This window comes from Streptomyces sp. NPDC016851, from assembly GCF_055562795.1.
Genome location: NZ_JBVHEP010000004.1, coordinates 1 through 18,131, shown reverse-complemented (window position 1 = coordinate 18,131; position 18,131 = coordinate 1). Strand labels below are relative to the sequence as shown.

The 18,131-nt window shown below is 72.9% G+C and carries 16 protein-coding genes; 9 read left to right on the top strand and 7 right to left on the bottom strand.

Going from position 1 to position 18,131, the window contains the following annotated elements; all coding sequences use genetic code 11:
• The 3 genes from ACZ3I3_RS07835 to ACZ3I3_RS07825 form a co-directional block, all read right to left on the bottom strand.
• Positions 1-855, bottom strand: coding sequence for a hypothetical protein (locus ACZ3I3_RS07835; protein WP_467363413.1), 855 nt, complete (start codon positions 853-855; stop codon positions 1-3).
• Positions 856-1,069: 214 nt separating this feature from the next.
• Positions 1,070-1,936 (bottom strand): calcium-binding protein, encoded by an 867-nt coding sequence (locus tag ACZ3I3_RS07830; RefSeq protein WP_467363412.1) that lies wholly within the window; start codon positions 1,934-1,936, stop codon positions 1,070-1,072.
• A gap of 173 nt (positions 1,937-2,109) precedes the next feature.
• Entirely contained in the window at positions 2,110-5,256 is a 3,147-nt protein-coding gene (locus ACZ3I3_RS07825) for a sacsin N-terminal ATP-binding-like domain-containing protein (protein WP_467363411.1), read from the bottom strand.
• A gap of 561 nt (positions 5,257-5,817) precedes the next feature.
• Between ACZ3I3_RS07825 and ACZ3I3_RS07820 the strand changes: the two genes are divergently transcribed.
• Together ACZ3I3_RS07820 and ACZ3I3_RS07815 are read left to right on the top strand one after the other, a co-directional pair.
• Entirely contained in the window at positions 5,818-6,681 is an 864-nt protein-coding gene (locus ACZ3I3_RS07820) for a helix-turn-helix domain-containing protein (protein WP_467363410.1), read from the top strand.
• Positions 6,682-6,690: 9 nt separating this feature from the next.
• Complete coding sequence (locus tag ACZ3I3_RS07815; RefSeq protein WP_467363408.1) at positions 6,691-7,584, top strand: hypothetical protein; 894 nt, start codon at positions 6,691-6,693, stop codon at positions 7,582-7,584.
• A 16-nt stretch (positions 7,585-7,600) separates the two neighbouring features.
• Here the strand turns inward: ACZ3I3_RS07815 and ACZ3I3_RS07810 are convergent, their stop codons facing one another.
• Positions 7,601-8,515 carry a DUF3027 domain-containing protein gene (locus tag ACZ3I3_RS07810; protein ID WP_467363406.1) on the bottom strand — a complete coding sequence of 305 codons (915 nt, stop codon included), beginning with the start codon at positions 8,513-8,515 and terminating at the stop codon, positions 7,601-7,603.
• 282 nt (positions 8,516-8,797) lie between these two features.
• On the opposite strand from ACZ3I3_RS07810, the gene ACZ3I3_RS07805 reads away from it, so the two are divergent.
• The 4 genes from ACZ3I3_RS07805 to ACZ3I3_RS07790 all read left to right on the top strand — a co-directional run bounded on the left by ACZ3I3_RS07805 (position 8,798) and on the right by ACZ3I3_RS07790 (position 12,468).
• Positions 8,798-10,231 (top strand): MFS transporter, encoded by a 1,434-nt coding sequence (locus ACZ3I3_RS07805; RefSeq protein ID WP_467363404.1) that lies wholly within the window; start codon positions 8,798-8,800, stop codon positions 10,229-10,231.
• A 131-nt stretch (positions 10,232-10,362) separates the two neighbouring features.
• Positions 10,363-10,836 (top strand): DUF2771 domain-containing protein, encoded by a 474-nt coding sequence (locus tag ACZ3I3_RS07800; protein WP_467363403.1) that lies wholly within the window; start codon positions 10,363-10,365, stop codon positions 10,834-10,836.
• A gap of 62 nt (positions 10,837-10,898) precedes the next feature.
• On the top strand, positions 10,899-11,630 hold the full coding sequence (locus tag ACZ3I3_RS07795) for a futalosine hydrolase (protein ID WP_467363401.1): 732 nt from the start codon (positions 10,899-10,901) through the stop codon (positions 11,628-11,630).
• Positions 11,620-12,468, top strand: a complete 849-nt coding sequence (locus ACZ3I3_RS07790) for a 1,4-dihydroxy-6-naphthoate synthase (protein WP_467363399.1) — start codon at positions 11,620-11,622, stop codon at positions 12,466-12,468. The genes ACZ3I3_RS07795 and ACZ3I3_RS07790 overlap by 11 nt, the downstream gene beginning before the upstream one ends.
• Before the next feature lie 56 nt (positions 12,469-12,524).
• Here the strand turns inward: ACZ3I3_RS07790 and ACZ3I3_RS07785 are convergent, their stop codons facing one another.
• On the bottom strand, positions 12,525-12,908 hold the full coding sequence (locus ACZ3I3_RS07785) for a cold-shock protein (RefSeq protein ID WP_010035896.1): 384 nt from the start codon (positions 12,906-12,908) through the stop codon (positions 12,525-12,527).
• A gap of 163 nt (positions 12,909-13,071) precedes the next feature.
• Between ACZ3I3_RS07785 and ACZ3I3_RS07780 the strand changes: the two genes are divergently transcribed.
• Positions 13,072-13,320, top strand: coding sequence for a hypothetical protein (locus ACZ3I3_RS07780; protein WP_467363397.1), 249 nt, complete (start codon positions 13,072-13,074; stop codon positions 13,318-13,320).
• Here the strand turns inward: ACZ3I3_RS07780 and ACZ3I3_RS07775 are convergent.
• Positions 13,299-13,940, bottom strand: coding sequence for an HAD family hydrolase (locus tag ACZ3I3_RS07775; RefSeq protein ID WP_467363395.1), 642 nt, complete (start codon positions 13,938-13,940; stop codon positions 13,299-13,301). The genes ACZ3I3_RS07780 and ACZ3I3_RS07775 overlap by 22 nt on opposite strands.
• Before the next feature lie 49 nt (positions 13,941-13,989).
• On the bottom strand, positions 13,990-15,012 hold the full coding sequence (locus ACZ3I3_RS07770) for a hypothetical protein (RefSeq protein WP_467363394.1): 1,023 nt from the start codon (positions 15,010-15,012) through the stop codon (positions 13,990-13,992).
• A 154-nt stretch (positions 15,013-15,166) separates the two neighbouring features.
• Between ACZ3I3_RS07770 and ACZ3I3_RS07765 the strand changes: the two genes are divergently transcribed.
• Positions 15,167-17,704, top strand: a complete 2,538-nt coding sequence (locus tag ACZ3I3_RS07765) for a helicase-associated domain-containing protein (protein WP_467363392.1) — start codon at positions 15,167-15,169, stop codon at positions 17,702-17,704.
• Positions 17,705-17,880: 176 nt separating this feature from the next.
• Positions 17,881-18,012: a hypothetical protein gene (locus tag ACZ3I3_RS07760; RefSeq protein WP_356926258.1), complete on the top strand. Its 132-nt coding sequence runs from the start codon at positions 17,881-17,883 to the stop codon at positions 18,010-18,012.
• Positions 18,013-18,131: the final 119 nt, after the last annotated feature.

Here is an 18,131-nt window from a genome sequence, read left to right as displayed (position 1 = left end):
TTACCGCACGTCGACGTAGTCGCCCGTGGCATTGACCGCCGGGGTGGTCGTCGTGCCGGCGAAGCTGAAGCGCCAGTAGCCGTCGTACTGGGCGGTTGCGGTGGCCTTCAGGTTGCCGTACTGGTCGGAGTAGACCGTCTTGACCGTGGTGTACGTGCTGGTGCCCGCCTTGCGGAACTGGAGCCTGACCGGCTGGTTGGTGTAGCCGTGGTAGGCGTTGTCCTCCCAGTTGGCGCGGGACAGCTTGCCGGTGGACGTGATGGTCTTGCCCTTGTAGACGGGCTCGGGACCGGCGTTGACGGTCAGCTTGGAGTAGCGCTGCACCTTGGTGCTGCCCAGGCCGCCCTGCTCCTTCTGGTCGCCGTTGCTGGTGACGGCGAGGGCGCCGGCGCCCCAGGTACCGGCGTCGGAGTTGAACAGTTCGCCGTCGGCCGGGCGGACGGCGATGACGCCCTTGCAGTTGAGGACGGTCGACGAGGCGGCGGTGCAGGTGGCCGGGTCGTCGCTGATGAGGACGTTGTCCGCGGTGTCCAGCGAGGAGCCGTGGTAGATCAGCGGGCCGGTGGCGAAGTTGTCCGAGCTGGTGTCGAGGTCCGCGGCGTGGGTCACGGTGTAGGTGACCGGGAAGCTGACCACGTTCGTGGTGCCGACGACGATGTTCTTGCCGCTGTTGACCTTGACGTCGGAGAAGGTGACGTCGAGGGTCGACGCGGTGGTGCCCGAGTCGGCGTCGGCGGAGGCGGAGCTGAAGGCCGCCTTGCCGGACGGCGCGTCGGCGGCCTGTGCGGCCGGTACGACGAGGGCGGAGAGGGCCAGGGCGCCGGAGACGGCGGCCACGGTGGCTCGGATGTGCATGTGTTCCCCAGGTGGAGAAGTGATCTAGGAGTCTCTTGACTCGGATGATCAGATCCACGAGCCCGGGAACAAGTTGTACGCCCCGTTCCGGTTTTGCCGCCGCATCCCCAATGTTTGACCCGGGCATGGCACTTGGGTCACGAGACATACGGAACCGCCGGTCCCCGAACGGATTCCGGGGCCGGCGGTGTCGTCCGTGTCGTGCGGGACGGTGTTATCGCACGTCGACGAAGTCGCCCGTGGCGTTGACGGCCGGGGTGGTCGTCGTGCCCGCGAAGGAGTAGCGGAAGTAGCCGTCGGTGGCGGCCTTGACGGTGGTCTTCAGCTCACCCGTGCTGTTCGAGGTGATGGTCTTCACCGTGGTGTAGGTGTCGGAACCCTTCTTGCGGAACTGGAGCTTCACCGGCTGGTTGGTGTAGCCGTGGTACTTGTGGTCCTCCCAGTTGGCCCGGGAGAGCTTGCCGGTGACGGTGATGGTCTTGCCCTTGGCCACCGGCTCCGGGGAGGCGTTGACCGTCAGCTTCGAGGCACGCTGGACCTTGGCGGTCTTGTAGGCGTCGCGGATGATGTAGTCACCGTCGTTGCCGATGGCGCCGACCCACACCTTCCAGGTGCCGGCCAGGATGTTGGCGTAGAGGTCCACGGCCGGGTCGGCGATGATCGTCACCTTGCAGGTGGCGGTGGTGGCACTGGAGTTGGCGCAGTCGCCGACGAACTCCTGGTCCAGGCTCTCCGGGACGAGCGCCCCGTCGGCGTTGTCCGGGTTCGTGCCGTGCCACAGGACGGGGTAGGCGTCGTAGATGCCCTCCGGGTCGGTGGCCGTCACGGAGACGGTGAAGGACTTCTTGACGGTCGTGCCGACGACGATGTTCTTGCCGCCGTTGACGGTCACGCTCGTGACCTTCGTGTCGCCCTCGCCCTCGTCCGTCGGGCCGGCGGCCGCGAACGGCGTGGCCTTCGAGGTGGAGGGGACCATCGAGGCCAGGTTCGGCATGTGGTCGTCCGCCTGCGCGGCGGGGACGGCCAGGGCGGAAAGGGCCAGGGCGCCGGTGACGGCGGCCACAGTGGCTCGGATACGCATGCGTTCTCCAGGTGGAGAGGGGCCCCGGCGCTCGTCGTCGGCTCCTGGGGCCCAAGTGATCGTGGAGTCTGTTGACTCACGTGATCAGATCCACGAGCAAAGCGCATGGTTGTACGACAGGTGAAAAATTTGTGCGGAAGTTTTCACCGAACAGCCAAACGCCGCCGCGCGCTTCAGTCGAACCACCGGTCCCGCGCCAGTTCCTCCGTCCGCGACGGATCCTCCAGCAGCGCCGCCACCTCGAACCGCCGCGGCCACTGCCCCGCCGCCCAGGCGAGCCCCGCGGCCACGCCCTCCAGGGTGGCGGCGTGCAGGACACCGTCGTCGGTGAGCCGCCAGTCGATCTCCACGCCGTCGACGACGAGTTCCTCGTGCTCGATGTAGGAGGACGGGGTGCGGGGGCCGAGCAGCACGCGGACGGAGTCCGGGACGTCGTGTTCGGTGCCCTCGGAGGTGACCTGCCCGGTGACCGACTCGCTCAGGCGTCGCACCTGGAAGAGTTCGGCCAGGTCGGCGGCCCGGGACGGGCGGACCGGCAGCAGCGGGACGCCCGCCGTGAAGGGCAGCAGGTCCGGTGAGTCGCACACCACGGCGTCGGCCGCGTCCACGACCTCCACCCGGCCGTCGATGACGGCACGCAGCTCGTCCGGCAGGGTCACCTGCTCCGGGTCCAGGTCGGCCAGGGCCCCGTACAGCGCGTGCAGTTGGGCGTCCGCCACCTCGCGCTCGGGGTCGGCGAGCCGGTCGAGGAGTTCGGCGGCACCGCCGGGCTCGTCCAGCAGCGCGGCGACGGACGTCCGCACACCCAGCGCCCGCAGCACCTGCTCATCGTCAAAGCCGGTCGCGTCGGCCTCCTCGTACAGGCCCCGCAGCAGCGGGTCGCCGCCGGCGGCCCGCAGTCCGGCCGGGCGGCGCCCGTCGAGGACCGGGTTCCCGCGCAGCCACCACGCCGTGTACGGCCGTACGACCTCGTGCGTGCCGTCCGGCAGCAGGACGCGCACGGGCTGGACGATCGCGTCCCGCAGGGGCGGCTGCGACAGCAGGGACAGGGCCTGGGACCACTTGTCCTCGTCGACCAGGTCCAGATCCCGTACGGCGACGATCTCGGTGGCGACCGGCGGCACCGGGCTGTCCGGGAAACGGTCGAGGATGTCCTCGGCCCACACGTCGACCGCGTCCAGCAGGCCGGCGTCGTCGGGCTCGGCGAAGTCGCCCTCGCGCGGCTCCAGTTCGTCGGGGTCGAGGACGACGTCGGTGGCGCGGACGAGCGCGAAGTTCACCAGCACCCCGCAGGCCGCCAGCGGCTGCTCGCCCCACTTCGAGGCCAGCTCGGCGTCCACCGCGGCCAGTTCGCCCTCGCGCATGACCTGGGCGAACGGGCCACCGGGGAAGACGAGTTCACAGGCCGGGGCCGGTTCGCCGTCCTCGTCGGGCAGGGCGAGCGCACCGAGCCAGGGCTCGTCACCGGGCTCCAGACCGGCGTCCCGCACCAACGCGAGCACGGTATCGGCCAGTTCCTCCGCGTCGAGGGTGTCCTCCTCCCACAGGGCGCCGCCCTCGTCGTCGAGCGACGCGGCGACGGCGGCCCTGACCTGCGGGGTGGTGAGCACGGCGCGCGGGGTCGCGGGCAGGGCGCCCAGCTTCTCCAGGATGGGGTGCGCGGCGTCCGGGTGGGCGACCTTCAGACCGAGCCGGGCCAGGGTCTCCGGGTCGATACCGGTGGCGTCGGGGCTGGGCAGCAGGACCTGCCGGGGCCCGATCGTCGTACGGCCGTCCGCGAGCGGCACCGGCAGGCCCGACAGCCGGTCCGGGTCGACCCCGGCCAGGCTGTCGTAGAGCCGCCGCCACCAGCCGGGGTCCTTCTCCAGCCCGGCCAGCCGGTCGATCGCGTCGGTCAGCGGCACGCGGGCGACGCCCAGGGTGCGCAGCTCCGCCCGGCGTTCGAGACCTGCGGGCAGCAGCGTGGGCAGCACCTCGGCGAGCACCCGCACCGTGTCCGCTCCCGCGCCCTCGACGACCTCGGCGTCCCGGGGCCGCAGCGACTCGGGCAGCTCGTCGCCGTCGTGCTCGCGGCGCTCGACGGCGGGCGGCAGGAAGGACGTGCGCGGCAGCCGCTCAAGGATGGCCCGGCGCAGCGCGCCGTCCAGCTCGCCCTTGCCGAGCGGGCCGGGCACGAGGTCGATGAGCCCGGCCGTCACCGGCCGCCACTCGCCGAGGAGTCCGGCGTAGGAGTCGGCCGCGCGCTGGATCAGGAAGTCGGTCAGCGGGCCGGGGGCGGCGTGCCGGCGGGTGGAGTCCAGCGGGAACGAGGCGATGAGCAGGGCGGGGACGCCGAGCGGCTCGTCGCTGGGCGTGGGGGCGTGCACGACCGGGCTGGTGCGGGGCCGGGCCGGACTGCCGTCGGAGTCCACGGGCACGGCCCAGGTGACCGACCAGTGGGGACGAAGCCGCTCCTCGACGGGGCGGCCGGTGAGCAGCTCGGGGGTGAGGGGGCCGTGGGCGGCGGCGGTGCGCCAGTAGGTGACGCCGTCGCCGGAGTCGTCGACGACGGTGAAGGGGCCGTCGGTGCGGCGGGAGATCGTCCGGGGGCTCTCGCCGTTGATCTCCACGACGACCTCTTCGAGGCCGGCGAGGGTGAGCAGCAGCGCGTCGTCGACCGCCCGCAGCAGCCGTTCGGCGAGGTCGGCGGCGGCCGCGTCCCGCAGCGGCAGGATGACCGCCGTGTCGTACGGGTCGGGGGCGGTGCCCTCGGCGGCGAACGGCAGCCGCAGCAGCGGTACGTGACCGTCGCGCCGCCGGACCTCGTCCCCGAGGCCGGGGCTGTGCCGGGCGGTCTCGGCGGCCAGCTCCCGGGCCTCGGCCAGCGACCACCGCACGCCGCCGTGCCGGCCGACGACGGCGGGCTCGTCGGTCACGGCGAGGACGGCGGCGAACCCGACGCCGAACCGCCCGACGGCCTGCTCGTGGGTCTCCCGCTTCGCGGAGGCACGCAGCGTGGACAGCGACTCCACGCCGGCCGCGTCCAGCGGAGCGCCGGTGTTGGCGGCGACGAGAACCCCGTCCCGCAGGGTGAGCCGCAACCGCCCCGGCACGCCCGCCCGGGCCGCCGCGTCGGCGGCGTTCTGCGCGAGCTCGACGACGAGCCTGTCCCGGTACCCGCCGAGGACGAGATCCTCCTCGGCGTTGGCGTCCTCACGGAACCGGGCGGGGCTGGTGGCCCACGCGTCCAGCACTCCACGCCGCAGACGTGCCGTACCGAACGGATCGGCACCCTCGGCGGCGGGCCGCACGAACTTGCTGCTCACGTTCCTTCTCCTCATCGACGAGAGGACGAAGGTACCGCCTGGGACGCGGGGCTGCGCGCGCCGTCCGGCCCCGCTTCAGCTCCCGGAGGCGAACGTCACGAAATCCGCCCAAGCAGCGGAGGCGACGGCGAGCCGGGGGCCTTCGGCGCGCTTGGAGTCGGCATCACCCCAAGCTCGGCATTCCGCACCTGTCCCGCTTCAGGCAGACGTTCCGGCTTCAGGCAGACGTTCCGGCCGGCGGCGCAACACCTCCAAGCTCCACGCTCAGCCGACCCGCCGCTGCCTCGACCGCCATGCCGGATCCCTCTGCCGTGCGGCCGCGCCACCGGAACCCGACCACCCGTGCTCCGGCGCCGCGGGCGGTCTTCCCAAGAAGCACAACAGTGAAAGAACCTCACCAAACCCGACCTCCGCCGCCCGCTCACCCGCCCGGGTGAACATCGCCAACTCGGCTGGCGTGGCGCCTGGTTGTCGGCCCTACGCTCGGCGCGACACAACCGCAGACATGCGACGGCCCTCGCCGGGACTGGCATCCCAGTGCGAGGGCCTGACCACCGAGGAAGAGAGAGCTTCCCGATGGATACGCAGAACCCTAGCGTGCCCCCGCACGCCCACACCCGGGTTGCCGGGAAGAAGCACTCGAACCGGCACCCGCACGCCGGCCTGGTTCACGACAACACCCGCCACACCACCCGCTTCACGGTGATCGGCAACCACCTCGCCCAGCACCCGGAGCTGTCCCTGCTCGCGATCGGGCTCGGCACGCACATCCAGTCACTGCCGAAAGGCGCCCGCGTCGACATCAAGACCCTCGCCGCCCGCTTCCCCGAGGGGGCGACCCGTATCGCCGCGGCCCTGCGTCAGCTGGAAACCCACGGCTACCTGCGCCGCATCCGCGAACGCGTCGCCGACGGCCGGATCATCACTCGCACGATCTCCTGCAACCAGCCCGGACACCGGACCACCGACCAACGGACCGTACGGAGGCCACACCCCGCTCCGAAGAAGCGAGCCCCGCGCAAGCCCCTCCCCGCCGTACCGCAGCCCGCCTACCCCGCCCCCGCTCTCCTGCGGCAGGCCACGGACCTCCTGGCGGACCTTCGCCGCCACGACCCCCGTCTGCTCCTGTCCGCTTGCGATACCGCCCACCTCGCCCCCGGCGTCGCCGCCTGGCTGGAGCGCGACGTCACCCCCACGGCCGTACGAGACGCCCTGACCACCGACCTGCCACCCGAAGGCCCTCGCCGCCCGGCCGCTCTGCTGGCCCACCGCCTCACAGCCCAGCTACCACCACCGCCCCCGTTCCGCACGCCCGCACCCCCGCCGTCCGCCCGGCACCCACTCCAGACCTGCGACGGCTGCGACCGCGCCTTCCGCGCCCCCGAGCCCGGCCACTGCCGCGACTGCCGTACCGCCGCACCACCCCGACGAAAGGCCTGACACCACGCCATGGTCAGCTCGTCCCACGAGGCGATGCACCGCATCTTCCAGGACCACCCCGGGCTGTTCTCCCGGGTCTCCGAAGTACTGGGCATCGACTTCGCCCCGCCCACCTCGGTCACCGTCCTGCCCACCGACCTCACCGAGGCCCGCCCGCTCGAACGCCGCGTCGACACCCTGCTCCGGCTGGAGACCGAGGACGACGAGCCGTTACTGCTCGCGGTCGAGGCGCAGGGCAAGAAGGACCCGGACAAACCCGCGAGCTGGGCGTACTACGCCTCGTACCTGCTCACGAAATACCGGCTCCAGCCGCTGCTCCTGGTCGTCTGCCAGGACCGCGCCACCGCGGAATGGGCGGCGCGGCCGGTCAGCTTCGGCCCTCGTCAGTGGCCCCTGCTCACCCTGCGCCCACTGGTCGCCGGACCGCACAACATGCCGGTGCTCACCGACCCGGCCGAGGTCCGCAAGGACCTCGCGCTCGCCACGCTGTCCGCCATCACCCACGCCAAGCACCGGGACATCGGGGCCATACTCAAAGCAGTGACAACCGTCCTGCGGGACACACCGCACCCCATCGCCGATCCGATCGTCGAACTCATCGCACAAGGCCTGGGCAAGCACCCGGCCGCGGAAATGTGGAGGAACCTGGTGGCCGTGGACCTCTCCTTCTACAAGTCGTACATCTCGGAAGAAATCCGCGACGAAGGCCGGGCCGAGGGCGAGGCCCGGCGGGCCGCCGAAGACGTCCTGGAGGTCTTGGAGGTCCGGGGCATCGACGTCCCCGCAGCGGTCCGCGAGCGCATCGTCAATTGCGGTGATCCCGAGACTCTGCGCCGCTGGCACCGGCGTGCCGTGGTCGCCCCCTCCGCCGAGCAGATCTTCTCGGACGAGCAGGACGAGTAGGCGGCTGCGGCTGCGGCTACGAGTGGCCCAGTTCCTCCGTGTCCTCGTCCGCCGTCGCCGGGACCGAGCCCGAGTCCGAGGCCGGGCGGAGGGGGAACGGGTCCACGCGGGTCTCGTCGATGACCGGTGGGGCCGGCTGGGGCGGCTTGGGCATGACCGCAGCCTCGGAGTGGCCGCCGCAGCCGTAGGCCAGGGAGACGACGCGGCCGTCGGCCGGGGAGAACTCGTTGGCGCAGACACCGAAGGCCTGGCCCAGGGAACCGCCGATGCGCAGCAGGAAGCCGCAGCTCACACACGCGGCGGGGGCCGCCTGTGCCATCGGGGTCTTGGGGCCGAAGGCTTCCTCCCAGCGGTCTGCGGCGATGTGCAGGCCGTAGCGGGACAGCACCCGGGCACGGCGCACGCCGAGTTCCTCGGCCACCGCCGCGATCGACCCGCGGGCGGGGACGGCCAGGGGGCCCGCCGTGACCTCCGCGTCCTCGGCCTCCGCCAGGGCGGCCATCTCGTCGGAGACGACGGAGTTCGGCGGCGGCTCGTCCTCACCGGTCCAGCCGGGCTCCAGACGCAGGTCCTCGGCGTCCGTGGGCAGCAGATCGCCCGGGCCCATGTCGCCGGGGCGCAGCCGCTCGCTCCACGGCACCCACTCGGGCGCGAGCACCGCGTCCGGGCCGGGCAGCAGCGCCGCCTCGTCCACCGTGACGATCTTCGCCCGGGACGCCCGGGCCACCGTCACGGCCCAGCGCCAGCCCCGGTACCCGAGCTCCTTGCACTCGAAGAAGTGCGTGACAACGCGATCCCCCTCGGAGACCAGCTCCACGTGCTCGCCGACGATTCCTGGTGCCGCGGCCTCCTCGGCTGCGGCGCGGGCGAGGTCGACGGCCTCGGCGCACAGACGGTCAGGGGTGCGGCTTCGCGTTGTCGCTGCGCTCACAGGTATCGCTTCTCTCCATACGCCGTCTCACGTGTGCGCCACTCCCAGCGCAGGGGGCGGACGGAGCGGACCAGGGGACCGCGTCGACGTCCTTCATCCATTTTGCGGGATGGCTGAGATACGCACGCTACCCTTCCGCCCCACTTCGCGTACACCGACGGTCCTGACCGATGCCCCGGACCACCGTGCCGACCGGGTCCCCGCAACCCGGACAGTCACCCCACAGGCCCTATACAAGCGGTAATGGCACTACCCACTGCCATCTCGGGGCACTATGACGACGTGGCAGCCGCGAGGACGCCCCAGGGCGCCACCGGTACCGGTGGGTCGAAAGGGGTCAAGGGAAGCAGACGACTGAGCGGGCCGGGCCGTCTGGGCGGCTCCCTCCGCGCGGTCGGCCGTGCCCTGCACCTCCCGTTCACCGGAACCGCCCGCGGCATCCGCAAGGCCACCCACGCGCACGGCGCCGGCGAGTCCGGCCTCGGCAAGCTGATCGAGCTGCACGGTGTGAACGGCGCCGGGGATGTGATGATCACCGTCGCCCTCGCCTCGACGGTGTTCTTCTCCGTGCCGACCGACGAGGCCCGCGGCCGTGTCGCGCTGTACCTCGCCATCACCATGGCGCCCTTCACCCTCCTCGCGCCGGTGGTCGGCCCACTCCTCGACCGCCTCCCGCACGGCCGCCGGGCCGCGATGGCCGGGGCGATGCTGGCCCGGGCGCTGCTCGCGCTGATCCTGTCCGGCGCGGTCGTCAGCGGCAGCATCCAGCTGTATCCGGCGGCGCTCGGCGTCCTCGTCGCGTCGAAGGCGTACGGGGTGGTCAGAAGCGCCGTGGTGCCCCGGCTGCTGCCGCCCGGCTTCTCCCTGGTCAAGGCGAACTCCCGCGTCACCCTCGGCGGGCTCCTCGCCACCGGCATCGCCGCGCCGATCGGTGCCGGACTCCAGCAGATCGGACCGCGCTGGCCGCTCTACGGCGCCTTCGTGATCTTCGTGGCAGGGACGTTCCTGTCGTTCACGCTGCCGCCGAAGGTCGACTCCGCCAAGGGCGAGGACACCGCGCTGCTGGCCGCGGACGAGGAGCACCTGCACGGGCCGCACCGCCGTCCCGTCAAGCGCCCCGGGCTGCGCACGGTCGGCCCGGCCGTCACGCACGCCCTGGCCGCCAACGCCGCCATCCGCTGTCTCACCGGCTTCCTGATCTTCTTCCTCGCCTTCCTGCTGCGCGAGCATCCGATGTCCGGCCAGAGCGCCGCCGTGTCCCTGGGGATAGTGGGCGTGTCGGCGGGCGTCGGCAACGCGCTCGGTACGGCCGTGGGGGCGTGGCTGCGGTCCCGGGCGCCGGAGATCATCATCGTGACGGTCGTGGCGTGTGTGCTGGCCGCGGCGATCACGGCCGCGTTGTTCTTCGGCGCGGTCCTGGTGGCGGGCCTCGCCGCGATCGCCGGTTTCGCGCAGGCGCTGGCCAAGCTGTCGCTCGACGCGCTCATCCAGCGGGACGTGCCCGAACTGGTCCGCACGTCGGCCTTCGCCCGCTCCGAGACGCTCCTGCAGATGGCCTGGGTGCTGGGCGGGGCGGTCGGCATCGCGATGCCGCTCAACGGCACGCTCGGGCTGGCGGTGGGCGCCGCGATCGTCGGCACGGGGTGGCTGACGACCGTACGGGGGCTGATCGCCTCGGCCCGGCATGGGGGTGCGGCACGGCCACGCGTGGCGTAGGGGTACGGCCGCGCGTGGCGTAGGACTACGACCGCGCTCGGCGTAGGGGTACGGCTGCGCTCGGCGTGGCAGGACGGGCACGCCGTACCCCGCGTGGGCGGTCCGGCCGGTGGGCCAGATAGCCTTCGCCCATGACCAGGTTGCAATCCGCTGTGCGACGCCGCCGCGCCGTCGCCGCCGCCGGCGTCGTGTCCGCCGGACTGCTCGTCCTCTCGGCCTGTGACAAGCCGACTCCGATGGCCACGGTCACCGTGGGCCAGGATTCGGTGAACTCCGAGGCCACGTGTGGCGGCGAGGGCGATGCCCTGAAGCCGTCCGATCTCAACCAGTGCCTGAAGGCCAAGGGCATCAAGAGCATCTCCGTCGACCCTGACGAGACCGTGCGCTTCGGGGTCGACCCGGAGATCGCGGACAAGGGCTGGACGATCCTGATGAACGGTCAGCCGCTGACCGACTCCAGCACGAAGACGTACCGCACCATTCCGGGCAGCGTGTTCTTCAACGCGCAGTACGGGGCGCAGGGCGACTCGACGCTGGTGTCCATCAAGGAGGGCGAGAAGGACGCGTCGGGGCTGTGGAACTTCAAGCTGGAGAAGAACGCGTAGTCGCTGCCGCTGGGCTGGGCAGGGTGCTTGTCGCCACCGCCGTTTCTGTGGAGCGGGACGCGGTGGCTGCTGCCGTCGGGGCGTTGCCCCTGGAGCCGGGTGACGAGGTGCTCGGCGTTGCGGGCCGTGCCCACCCGTTCCGCCCCAGCGGAACGACTGCCCACGGCGGTAGCGGGGCGGCTGCCCACGGCGGTAGCAGCAGTGGTATCGACGTCGTCGTCGTTGGGGTGGGGCCCGGGCTCGCCGGTGCGGCCACCGGCTCCGTGCTTGCCGCCGCCGCCCTGCAGGGCACGCCCTATGACCTGGTCGTTTCCGCTGGGATCGGTGGGGGGTTTCTGCCGGAGGCCCGCGTGGGATCGCTCGTCGTCGCCGATGAGATCGTCGCGGCCGATCTGGGGGCCGAGACGCCCGACGGGTTCGTGTCGGTCACCGAGCTCGGGTTCGGGACCGTTCGGCATCAGCCGCCCGCGGACCTCGTACGGCTGGTCCGCGACGCCGTCGGGGCGCGTACCGGGGCCGTGCTCACCGTGTCCACCGTGACCGGGACCGCCGAGCGGGCCGCCGCGCTCCGGGAGCGTCACCCCACCGCCCTCGCCGAGGCCATGGAGGGCTTCGGCGTGGCCGAGGCCGCCGCCGTGCACGGGGTGCCCGTGCTGGAGCTGCGGGCGATCTCCAATCCCGTCGGGCCGCGCGACCGCGCCGCCTGGCGCATCCCCGACGCCCTGGCGGCCCTCACCGAGGGCTTCGGGAAGCTCGTGCCCGTACTGGAGAGTTGGAACCGGCATGACCAGTGAGCAGCTGAAGATCGCCTACTCCCCCTGCCCGAACGACACCTTCGTCTTCGACGCCCTGGCCCACGGCCGCGTCCCCGGCGCCCCCGCCTTCGACGTGACCTTCGCCGACATCGACATCACCAACGGCATGGCCGAGCGCGGCGAGTTCGACGTGCTGAAGGTGTCGTACGCCGTGCTGCCGTACGTGCTGGAGCAGTACGCCCTGCTGCCGTGCGGGGGTGCGCTGGGGCGGGGGTGCGGGCCGCTGGTGCTGACGCGGGAGCCGGACGTCGACCTCACCGGCCGTACGGTCGCCGTGCCCAGTGAGAAGTCCACCGCGTACCTGCTGTTCCGGCTGTGGGCCGCGGACACGCTGGGCGACGGGGTCGGCGAGATCGTCGTCATGCCGTTCCACGAGATCATGCCGGCCGTGCGGGACGGCAAGGTCGACGCGGGGCTCGTCATCCACGAGGCGCGCTTCACGTACCGGAACTACGGCCTGCACAAGCTCGCCGACATGGGCGAGCACTGGGAGAACACCACCGGGCTGCCGATCCCGCTGGGCGCGATCATCGCCAAGCGGTCGCTGGGCGAGCAGAAGCTGCGGCTGCTCGCCGACTCCATCCGGACCTCGGTCCGGGCGGCCTGGGACGATCCCGAGGCCTCCCGCCCGTACGTCATGGAGCACGCCCAGGAGATGGACCCGGCCGTCGCCGACCAGCACATCGGGCTGTACGTCAACGAGTTCACCGCCGACCTCGGCGAGGACGGCTACGCCGCCGTACGCGGGCTGCTGACACGCGCGGCGGCCGAGGGGCTGGTGCCGCCCCTCGGCCCGAACGCGCTGCGCTTCCCGTAAGCGGTCGATACGTCCAAGCGGTCTACGCGTTCCAGCGGTCTACACGTCCAAGCGGTCTACACGTCCAGCTGGTCGGCGACCGCGCGCAGCAGGCCCGCGATCTTCTTGCCGGCGGTCTTCTCGGGGTAGCGGCCCCGCTCCAGCATCGGCGTGATGTTCTCCAGGAGCGTCGTCAGGTCCTGGACGATGGAGGCGAGCTCGTCCGGCTTCTTGCGGGTCGCGGCCGCGACCGAGGGGGTCGGGTCCAGAATCGTCAGGGACAGCGCCTGGTCGCCGCGCTGTCCGGCGACGACACCGAACTCCACCCGCTGTCCCGGCTTGAGCGTCTCGACTCCGGCGGGGAGGACCGAGGAATGGACGAAGACGTCACCGCCGTCGTCGCGGGAGAGAAAGCCGAAGCCCTTCTCGCTGTTGAACCACTTGACCTTGCCGGTAGGCACGTCTGTCCTCGTCCTCGTACTCGTCGGAAAACTGCTTCTGGAAACGGCTCTTGATAGCACTCGGGCGGGTCGTACGACCCGCCGGTACCAAGGCTAATGCTCTTCAGGCCGGTGACAAGACGTCACCCGGTTGTTCCTTCGCGCTGGGAACTACCCTGGTCGGGTGCGTGACAAAACCCAAACGAATTCCGCCGCTCCCGGTGACCGTCTGGTCCGTGCCGGAGCCATCGTCTTCTTCATCGGCGCCGTGGCCACACTGGTCACGGTCGCCCCGCTGTTCCTGGGGACGACGCCCTTTCCGACGTACATGTTCGGCCTGAGCATGCTCATGGCGGCCGGATTCCTGATCGCCGGCGCGGGAGTACTGCGTTCCGTGGCGGCCGGTCGGCGTCAGGCGCGTGCGGGACGGTAGTCCGAAAACCACCCGGGGAATTCCGTCAGACCGGTGAGGACCACGTCCGCGCCCGCCGCGCGCAGTTCCTCAGCGGGGCAGGGGCCGGTGGCCACCGCGACCGACAGCGCGCCGGCCGTCCGGGCGCCGCGCACGTCGCCGACGTGGTCGCCGACGTAGACACCCGCGTCGTACTCGCGCAGCGCCTCCGCCTTCTGTTCGGCCCACAGGTCGCCGATGACGGCGTCGGGCTCGATGCCGAGGTGGGCGAGGTGCAGCTTGGCGTTGGGCTCGTACTTGGCCGTGACGACGATCGCGCGTCCGCCGGCCTCCCGTACGGCCGCGATGGCCTCCCGGGCGCCGGGCAGCGCGGGGGTCGCGGCGATCGCGATGGTCGGGTAGATCTCCCGGTAGACGTCCGCCACGGTCTCGACCTCGTCGGCCGGGAACCAGTTGATCAGCTCCTCGACCAGCGGCGGCCCGAGCCGCGTGACCGCCAGATCGGCGTCGATGTACGTCCCGGTCCGCTCGGACAGTTCCTGGTAGCAGGCGCGGATGCCGGGGCGGGAGTCGATGAGGGTCATGTCGAGGTCGAAGCCGACGGTGAGCGCGGGCGGGGTCATGAAGGCCATATGGGCCATTGTGCCCAGGCGGTGTGAACGGCAGACGTCCCCCGTGACCGGCTGAGCCCTAGCGCGAGCGCTGTGAGCGCCAGACCAGGAACAGTGCCGACGCCACCGCCGCGCCCCTGACCACCCACGGCCAGGTCTCCGCCACCGCGTCGTTCATGTGGCCCTCGGCGATCGGGGTGCCCCAGCGGTCGTTCGTCCGGCCCCACAGCCAGAGGATCCCGGCCGCGACGGAGAGGCTGGGGAGGATCACCACCGCCCACTTCGTCTCCGCCGGGGTCAGGCGGCGTGAGGCGTAGGCGATGAGCCAGCCGAGGATGAGCACGAACCAGTTGCCGAGCACGGCGCCCGCGACGAGCAGACCGGCGGCGACGAGGAGGAGGGGGTTGCTCCAGCCGCCCGCGGGCAGGCGCGGCAGACGCCGGCGGGCCGCCTTGCCCGCCGTCTCCTCCGGCTCGACGGCCACCTCGACGGCCGCAGCCGTCTCCTCGTCGGCCGCCGGCTTCTCCAGGTCCGGCTTCCTCGGCTTCGGCTGCCTCAGCAGGTCCGGCAGCTCCACGCCGCCCACGAAGCCCGGCACTTCGTCGCCGACGCCGAAGGGGCCGCTGTCCACCCGCCACCAGTCCGGCTGGACGGCGCTGTCCCCGAGCTCGTGCCCGGCGGCCAGGTGCGGCGGGGCCGCGCCCCCGGCGGCGGGGTGCGACTCCTCGGCGGGCCGCGCCGGGCGGGGACGCGGTACGACGCGCCGCAGGACACCCTTCGGCCGCTCGCCCGTCTCCTCCGGCTCGCGGACCTCGCGCTGCACGGGCACGGCGGCCGGGGCGCTCTGCGTCGTACCGCCGTTGGCCGCGCCCGTGCCGTCCGCGGCCGCCGCCACGATCTCGTCGGGGCTGCCGAGGCGGGAGAGGATGCGGCGGACGGCGGCGGGCGAGTCGACGGTGGCCTTCGCGCGGCGCTTGTCGATCTCGTTGCGCAGGTCCGCGACCAGACGCATGCGCGTGGCCGACGACAACTGCCGCTGCTGGGCCACGTCGCCGACGCGGCTCAGATACTCGTAAACGACCTGGTCGCTCTCAATCCCCACGAAGTCCCCTCCGGGGCGTGTGCGTTGGCTGACGCCGTCGGTCGACGGTACCGCGAGTGGGAGCAGGGGACCCACAAGCCCGTCCGGCACCGGGCCCCGCCCGCCCGCGCACAGTCGCCCCGGCCGCCGGAGGCGACCCGCTACCGTGGACCGGATGAGCACCGAGGACAGGCCTTCGGCCCCCCGTTCCCTCGCGGAAGCGCTCCGCGGGCGGGACGACGTCTCGCTGGGCGCGCTCCTGCGCAGCCGTCCGGATCTCATCACGCCCGTCCCCACCGACCTCACGCAGCTCGCGACCCGCGCCGGTACCCGGGCCTCGGTCGTGCGGGCCCTGGAGCGGCTGGACCGGTTCACGCTCCAGACGGCGGAGGCGCTGGCCGTGGCGGCCGATCCGGCGACGTACGACGAGCTGCTCGGACTCATGGCAGGCGACGACACCGACCCGGCCGTCGCCCAGGCCCTGCCGCACGCCCTGGCCGTCCTGCGCGAGCAGGCCCTGGTCTGGGGCGGCGACGACCGGCTGCGGCTGGTCCGCACGGCCCGTGAGCTGCTGGCCCCCTCGCCGCAGCACCCCTCGCCGACGGGGCTCGGACCGACGGTCCAGGAGGCCACCGCCGGGATGTCCCCGGGTCGTATCCAGGAGATCGTCACGGCCGCCGGACTGCCCTCGACCCATGACTCGGTCTCCGCGGTGACGTCCCTGACGGAGCTGTTCACGGACCGGCGCCGGATGGGCGCGCTGCTCGCCGAGGCACCGGCCGACTCCCTCGAGGTGCTGGAGCGGCTGGTGTGGGGGCCGCCGTACGGGCAGGTCACGGCCGATCCGGCGCCCCGGCTGCGCTGGCTGCTGGACCGGGGTCTGCTGCTGCCGACAGCGCCCGGCACGGTCGTGCTGCCGCGCGAGGTCGCCCTGCACCTGCGGCAGGGGCACGCGCACCGGACGCCCGAGCCGGTGCCGCCGGCGGTCGAGGCCGCCGCCGTGCACCGTCCACAGGTTGTGGACAGCACCGCCGCCGGGCAGGCGTACACCGCCCTCGCGACCATCGAGGAGCTGCTGAAGGACTGGGACGAGGGCGGGCCGGCGGTGCTGCGGGCCGGCGGGTTGAGCGTGCGGGACCTGAAGCGGACCGCGGTCGCCCTCGACGTGCCCGAGCCGGTCGCCGCGTTCTGGGTGGAGCTGGCGTACGCGGCGGGCCTGATCGCCCCGGACGGGGAGGCCGACGAGCGGTACGCGGCGACCCCGGCGTACGACGAGTGGCGGGAACTGCCCCCCGCCGAGCGCTGGTCGCACCTGGTCACGGCGTGGCTCCCGGCGACCCGCACGGCCGGGCTGGTGGGCGGCCGGGACGCGAAGGACCGTACGTTGTCGGCGCTCGGGCCCGGCCTGGACCGTTCGGCGGCGCCCGAGGTGCGGCACCGGGTGCTGGCGCTGCTGGCCGGACTGCCGGAGGGCGCCGCGCCCGCCGCCGAGTCGGTGCTGGCCCGGCTGCGCTGGGAGCGCCCGCTGCGCGGTGCCCAGCGGGAGGACGACCTGCGCAGCCGGCTCGCCGAGTGGGCCCTGTCGGAGGCGGAAATGCTGGGCGTGACGGGCCGGGGTGCCCTGTCGGCCCAGGGCCGGGCCCTGCTGGGGGCGCCCGCCGCTCCCGCGAAGAGCCCGGAAGCGGAGCCCTCCGGGCCGGGCGACAAGCTCCCCGTCCACCACCACCGCCCCACGCATGTCCCCACCCTCTCCGCCACCGAGCAGGCCGTCGCCTCCGCCGCCGCGGCCCGGCTGCTCACGCCCCTGCTGCCCGAGCCGCTGGACCACGTGCTGCTCCAGGCCGACCTGACGGCGGTGGCGCCCGGGCCCCTGCGGCGGCCGCTCGCCGACATGCTGGGCGTGCTCGCGGACGTCGAGTCCAAGGGCGGGGCCACCGTCTACCGGTTCACGCCCGGCTCGGTGCGGCGTGCCCTCGACGCCGGGCAGAGCGCCTCTGACCTGCACGCCTTCCTCGCCGCGCACTCCCGTACGCCGGTGCCGCAGCCGCTGACGTACCTGATCGACGACGTGGCCCGCAGGCACGGTCATCTGCGCGTGGGCGCCGCCTCCGCCTACGTCCGCTGCGACGACGACGCGGTGCTGGGCGAGATCCTCGCCGACAAGCGGGCCGCCGGGCTCGGGCTGCGCCGGCTCGCCCCGACCGTGCTGGCCGCGCAGACCGACCCGGCGGGGCTGCTGGAGGGGCTGCGGGCGATGGGGTTCGCGCCGGCCGCGGAGTCCGCCGAGGGCGATGTGCTGATCACCCGCGCCCATGCGCACCGCACCCCGCCTCGTACGGCACCCGAGCCGGTGCCGGAGGGCCCGCCGGTCCCCGACGACACGCTCCTCGCGGCGGCGCTGCGCGCCATCCGGGCCGGCGACCTCGCCTCCACCACCCCGCGTAAGCCCGGCACGGCTCCCGAGGTCAACGGCGAACTGCCCCGCACCGGTTCCGCCGAGACCCTGGCCACCATGCAGGCCGCCGTCCTGACCGGCGAGGCCCTGTGGATCGGCTACGTCAACGCCGAGGGCGCCGCCAGCCAGCGGGTCATCGCCCCGATCCGCGTCGAGGGCGGCTTCGTCACGGCGTACGACCACACGGCGGACGAGGTCCGTACGTACCCGCTGCACCGGATCACCGGGGTCGCGGAACTCGCCGACGACGGGGGCTGACGGCCCGTTCCGGCCCGGGCTTCGTGTCACCCGTTCGGGTGCACGCCGGCGATCATGCACGCCACGCCGGGGATTTCCCACCCTTGAGCGACCTTGCCGGGCGTGCCGCATTCCGCCGTTCGCGCGGGGGCAGCCACCGGGTGTCCTGTGAGCCCTTCTCGAAAGGAAGTCCCAGCATGCGCGCTGTCCGTCGATTCGCCGCCGTCCTGGCCACCGCCGCCCTGATGACGTTCGGGGGGCTGGCCACTCCGGCCGCCGCGGTGAGCATCGATGTCGCCGGCCTCGTCCTCGAGACACCGCAGATCTGATCCGCCTCCCGCGTCGGGGCGGGGGCCGGGGGCCCCGGGCGGCCCCCCGGGGGGGGGGCCCCCGCGCCCCGGGGGGGGTATGCCCCGGGGCCCCAGCGGGGGGAGCTCCCCCCCCCCCC

Excerpts from the sequence above, each read along its gene's own strand:
- ACZ3I3_RS07835 (WP_467363413.1), bottom strand. The coding sequence starts at position 855 with ATGCACATCCGAGCCACCGTGGCCGCCGTCTCCGGCGCCCTGGCCCTC.
- ACZ3I3_RS07830 (WP_467363412.1), bottom strand. The coding sequence starts at position 1,936 with ATGCGTATCCGAGCCACTGTGGCCGCCGTCACCGGCGCCCTGGCCCTT.
- ACZ3I3_RS07825 (WP_467363411.1), bottom strand. The coding sequence starts at position 5,256 with ATGAGGAGAAGGAACGTGAGCAGCAAGTTCGTGCGGCCCGCCGCCGAG.
- ACZ3I3_RS07820 (WP_467363410.1), top strand. The coding sequence starts at position 5,818 with ATGGATACGCAGAACCCTAGCGTGCCCCCGCACGCCCACACCCGGGTT.
- ACZ3I3_RS07815 (WP_467363408.1), top strand. The coding sequence starts at position 6,691 with ATGGTCAGCTCGTCCCACGAGGCGATGCACCGCATCTTCCAGGACCAC.
- ACZ3I3_RS07800 (WP_467363403.1), top strand. The coding sequence starts at position 10,363 with ATGACCAGGTTGCAATCCGCTGTGCGACGCCGCCGCGCCGTCGCCGCC.
- ACZ3I3_RS07790 (WP_467363399.1), top strand. The coding sequence starts at position 11,620 with ATGACCAGTGAGCAGCTGAAGATCGCCTACTCCCCCTGCCCGAACGAC.
- ACZ3I3_RS07775 (WP_467363395.1), bottom strand. The coding sequence starts at position 13,940 with ATGGCCCATATGGCCTTCATGACCCCGCCCGCGCTCACCGTCGGCTTC.
- ACZ3I3_RS07765 (WP_467363392.1), top strand. The coding sequence starts at position 15,167 with ATGAGCACCGAGGACAGGCCTTCGGCCCCCCGTTCCCTCGCGGAAGCG.
- ACZ3I3_RS07760 (WP_356926258.1), top strand. The coding sequence starts at position 17,881 with ATGCGCGCTGTCCGTCGATTCGCCGCCGTCCTGGCCACCGCCGCCCTG.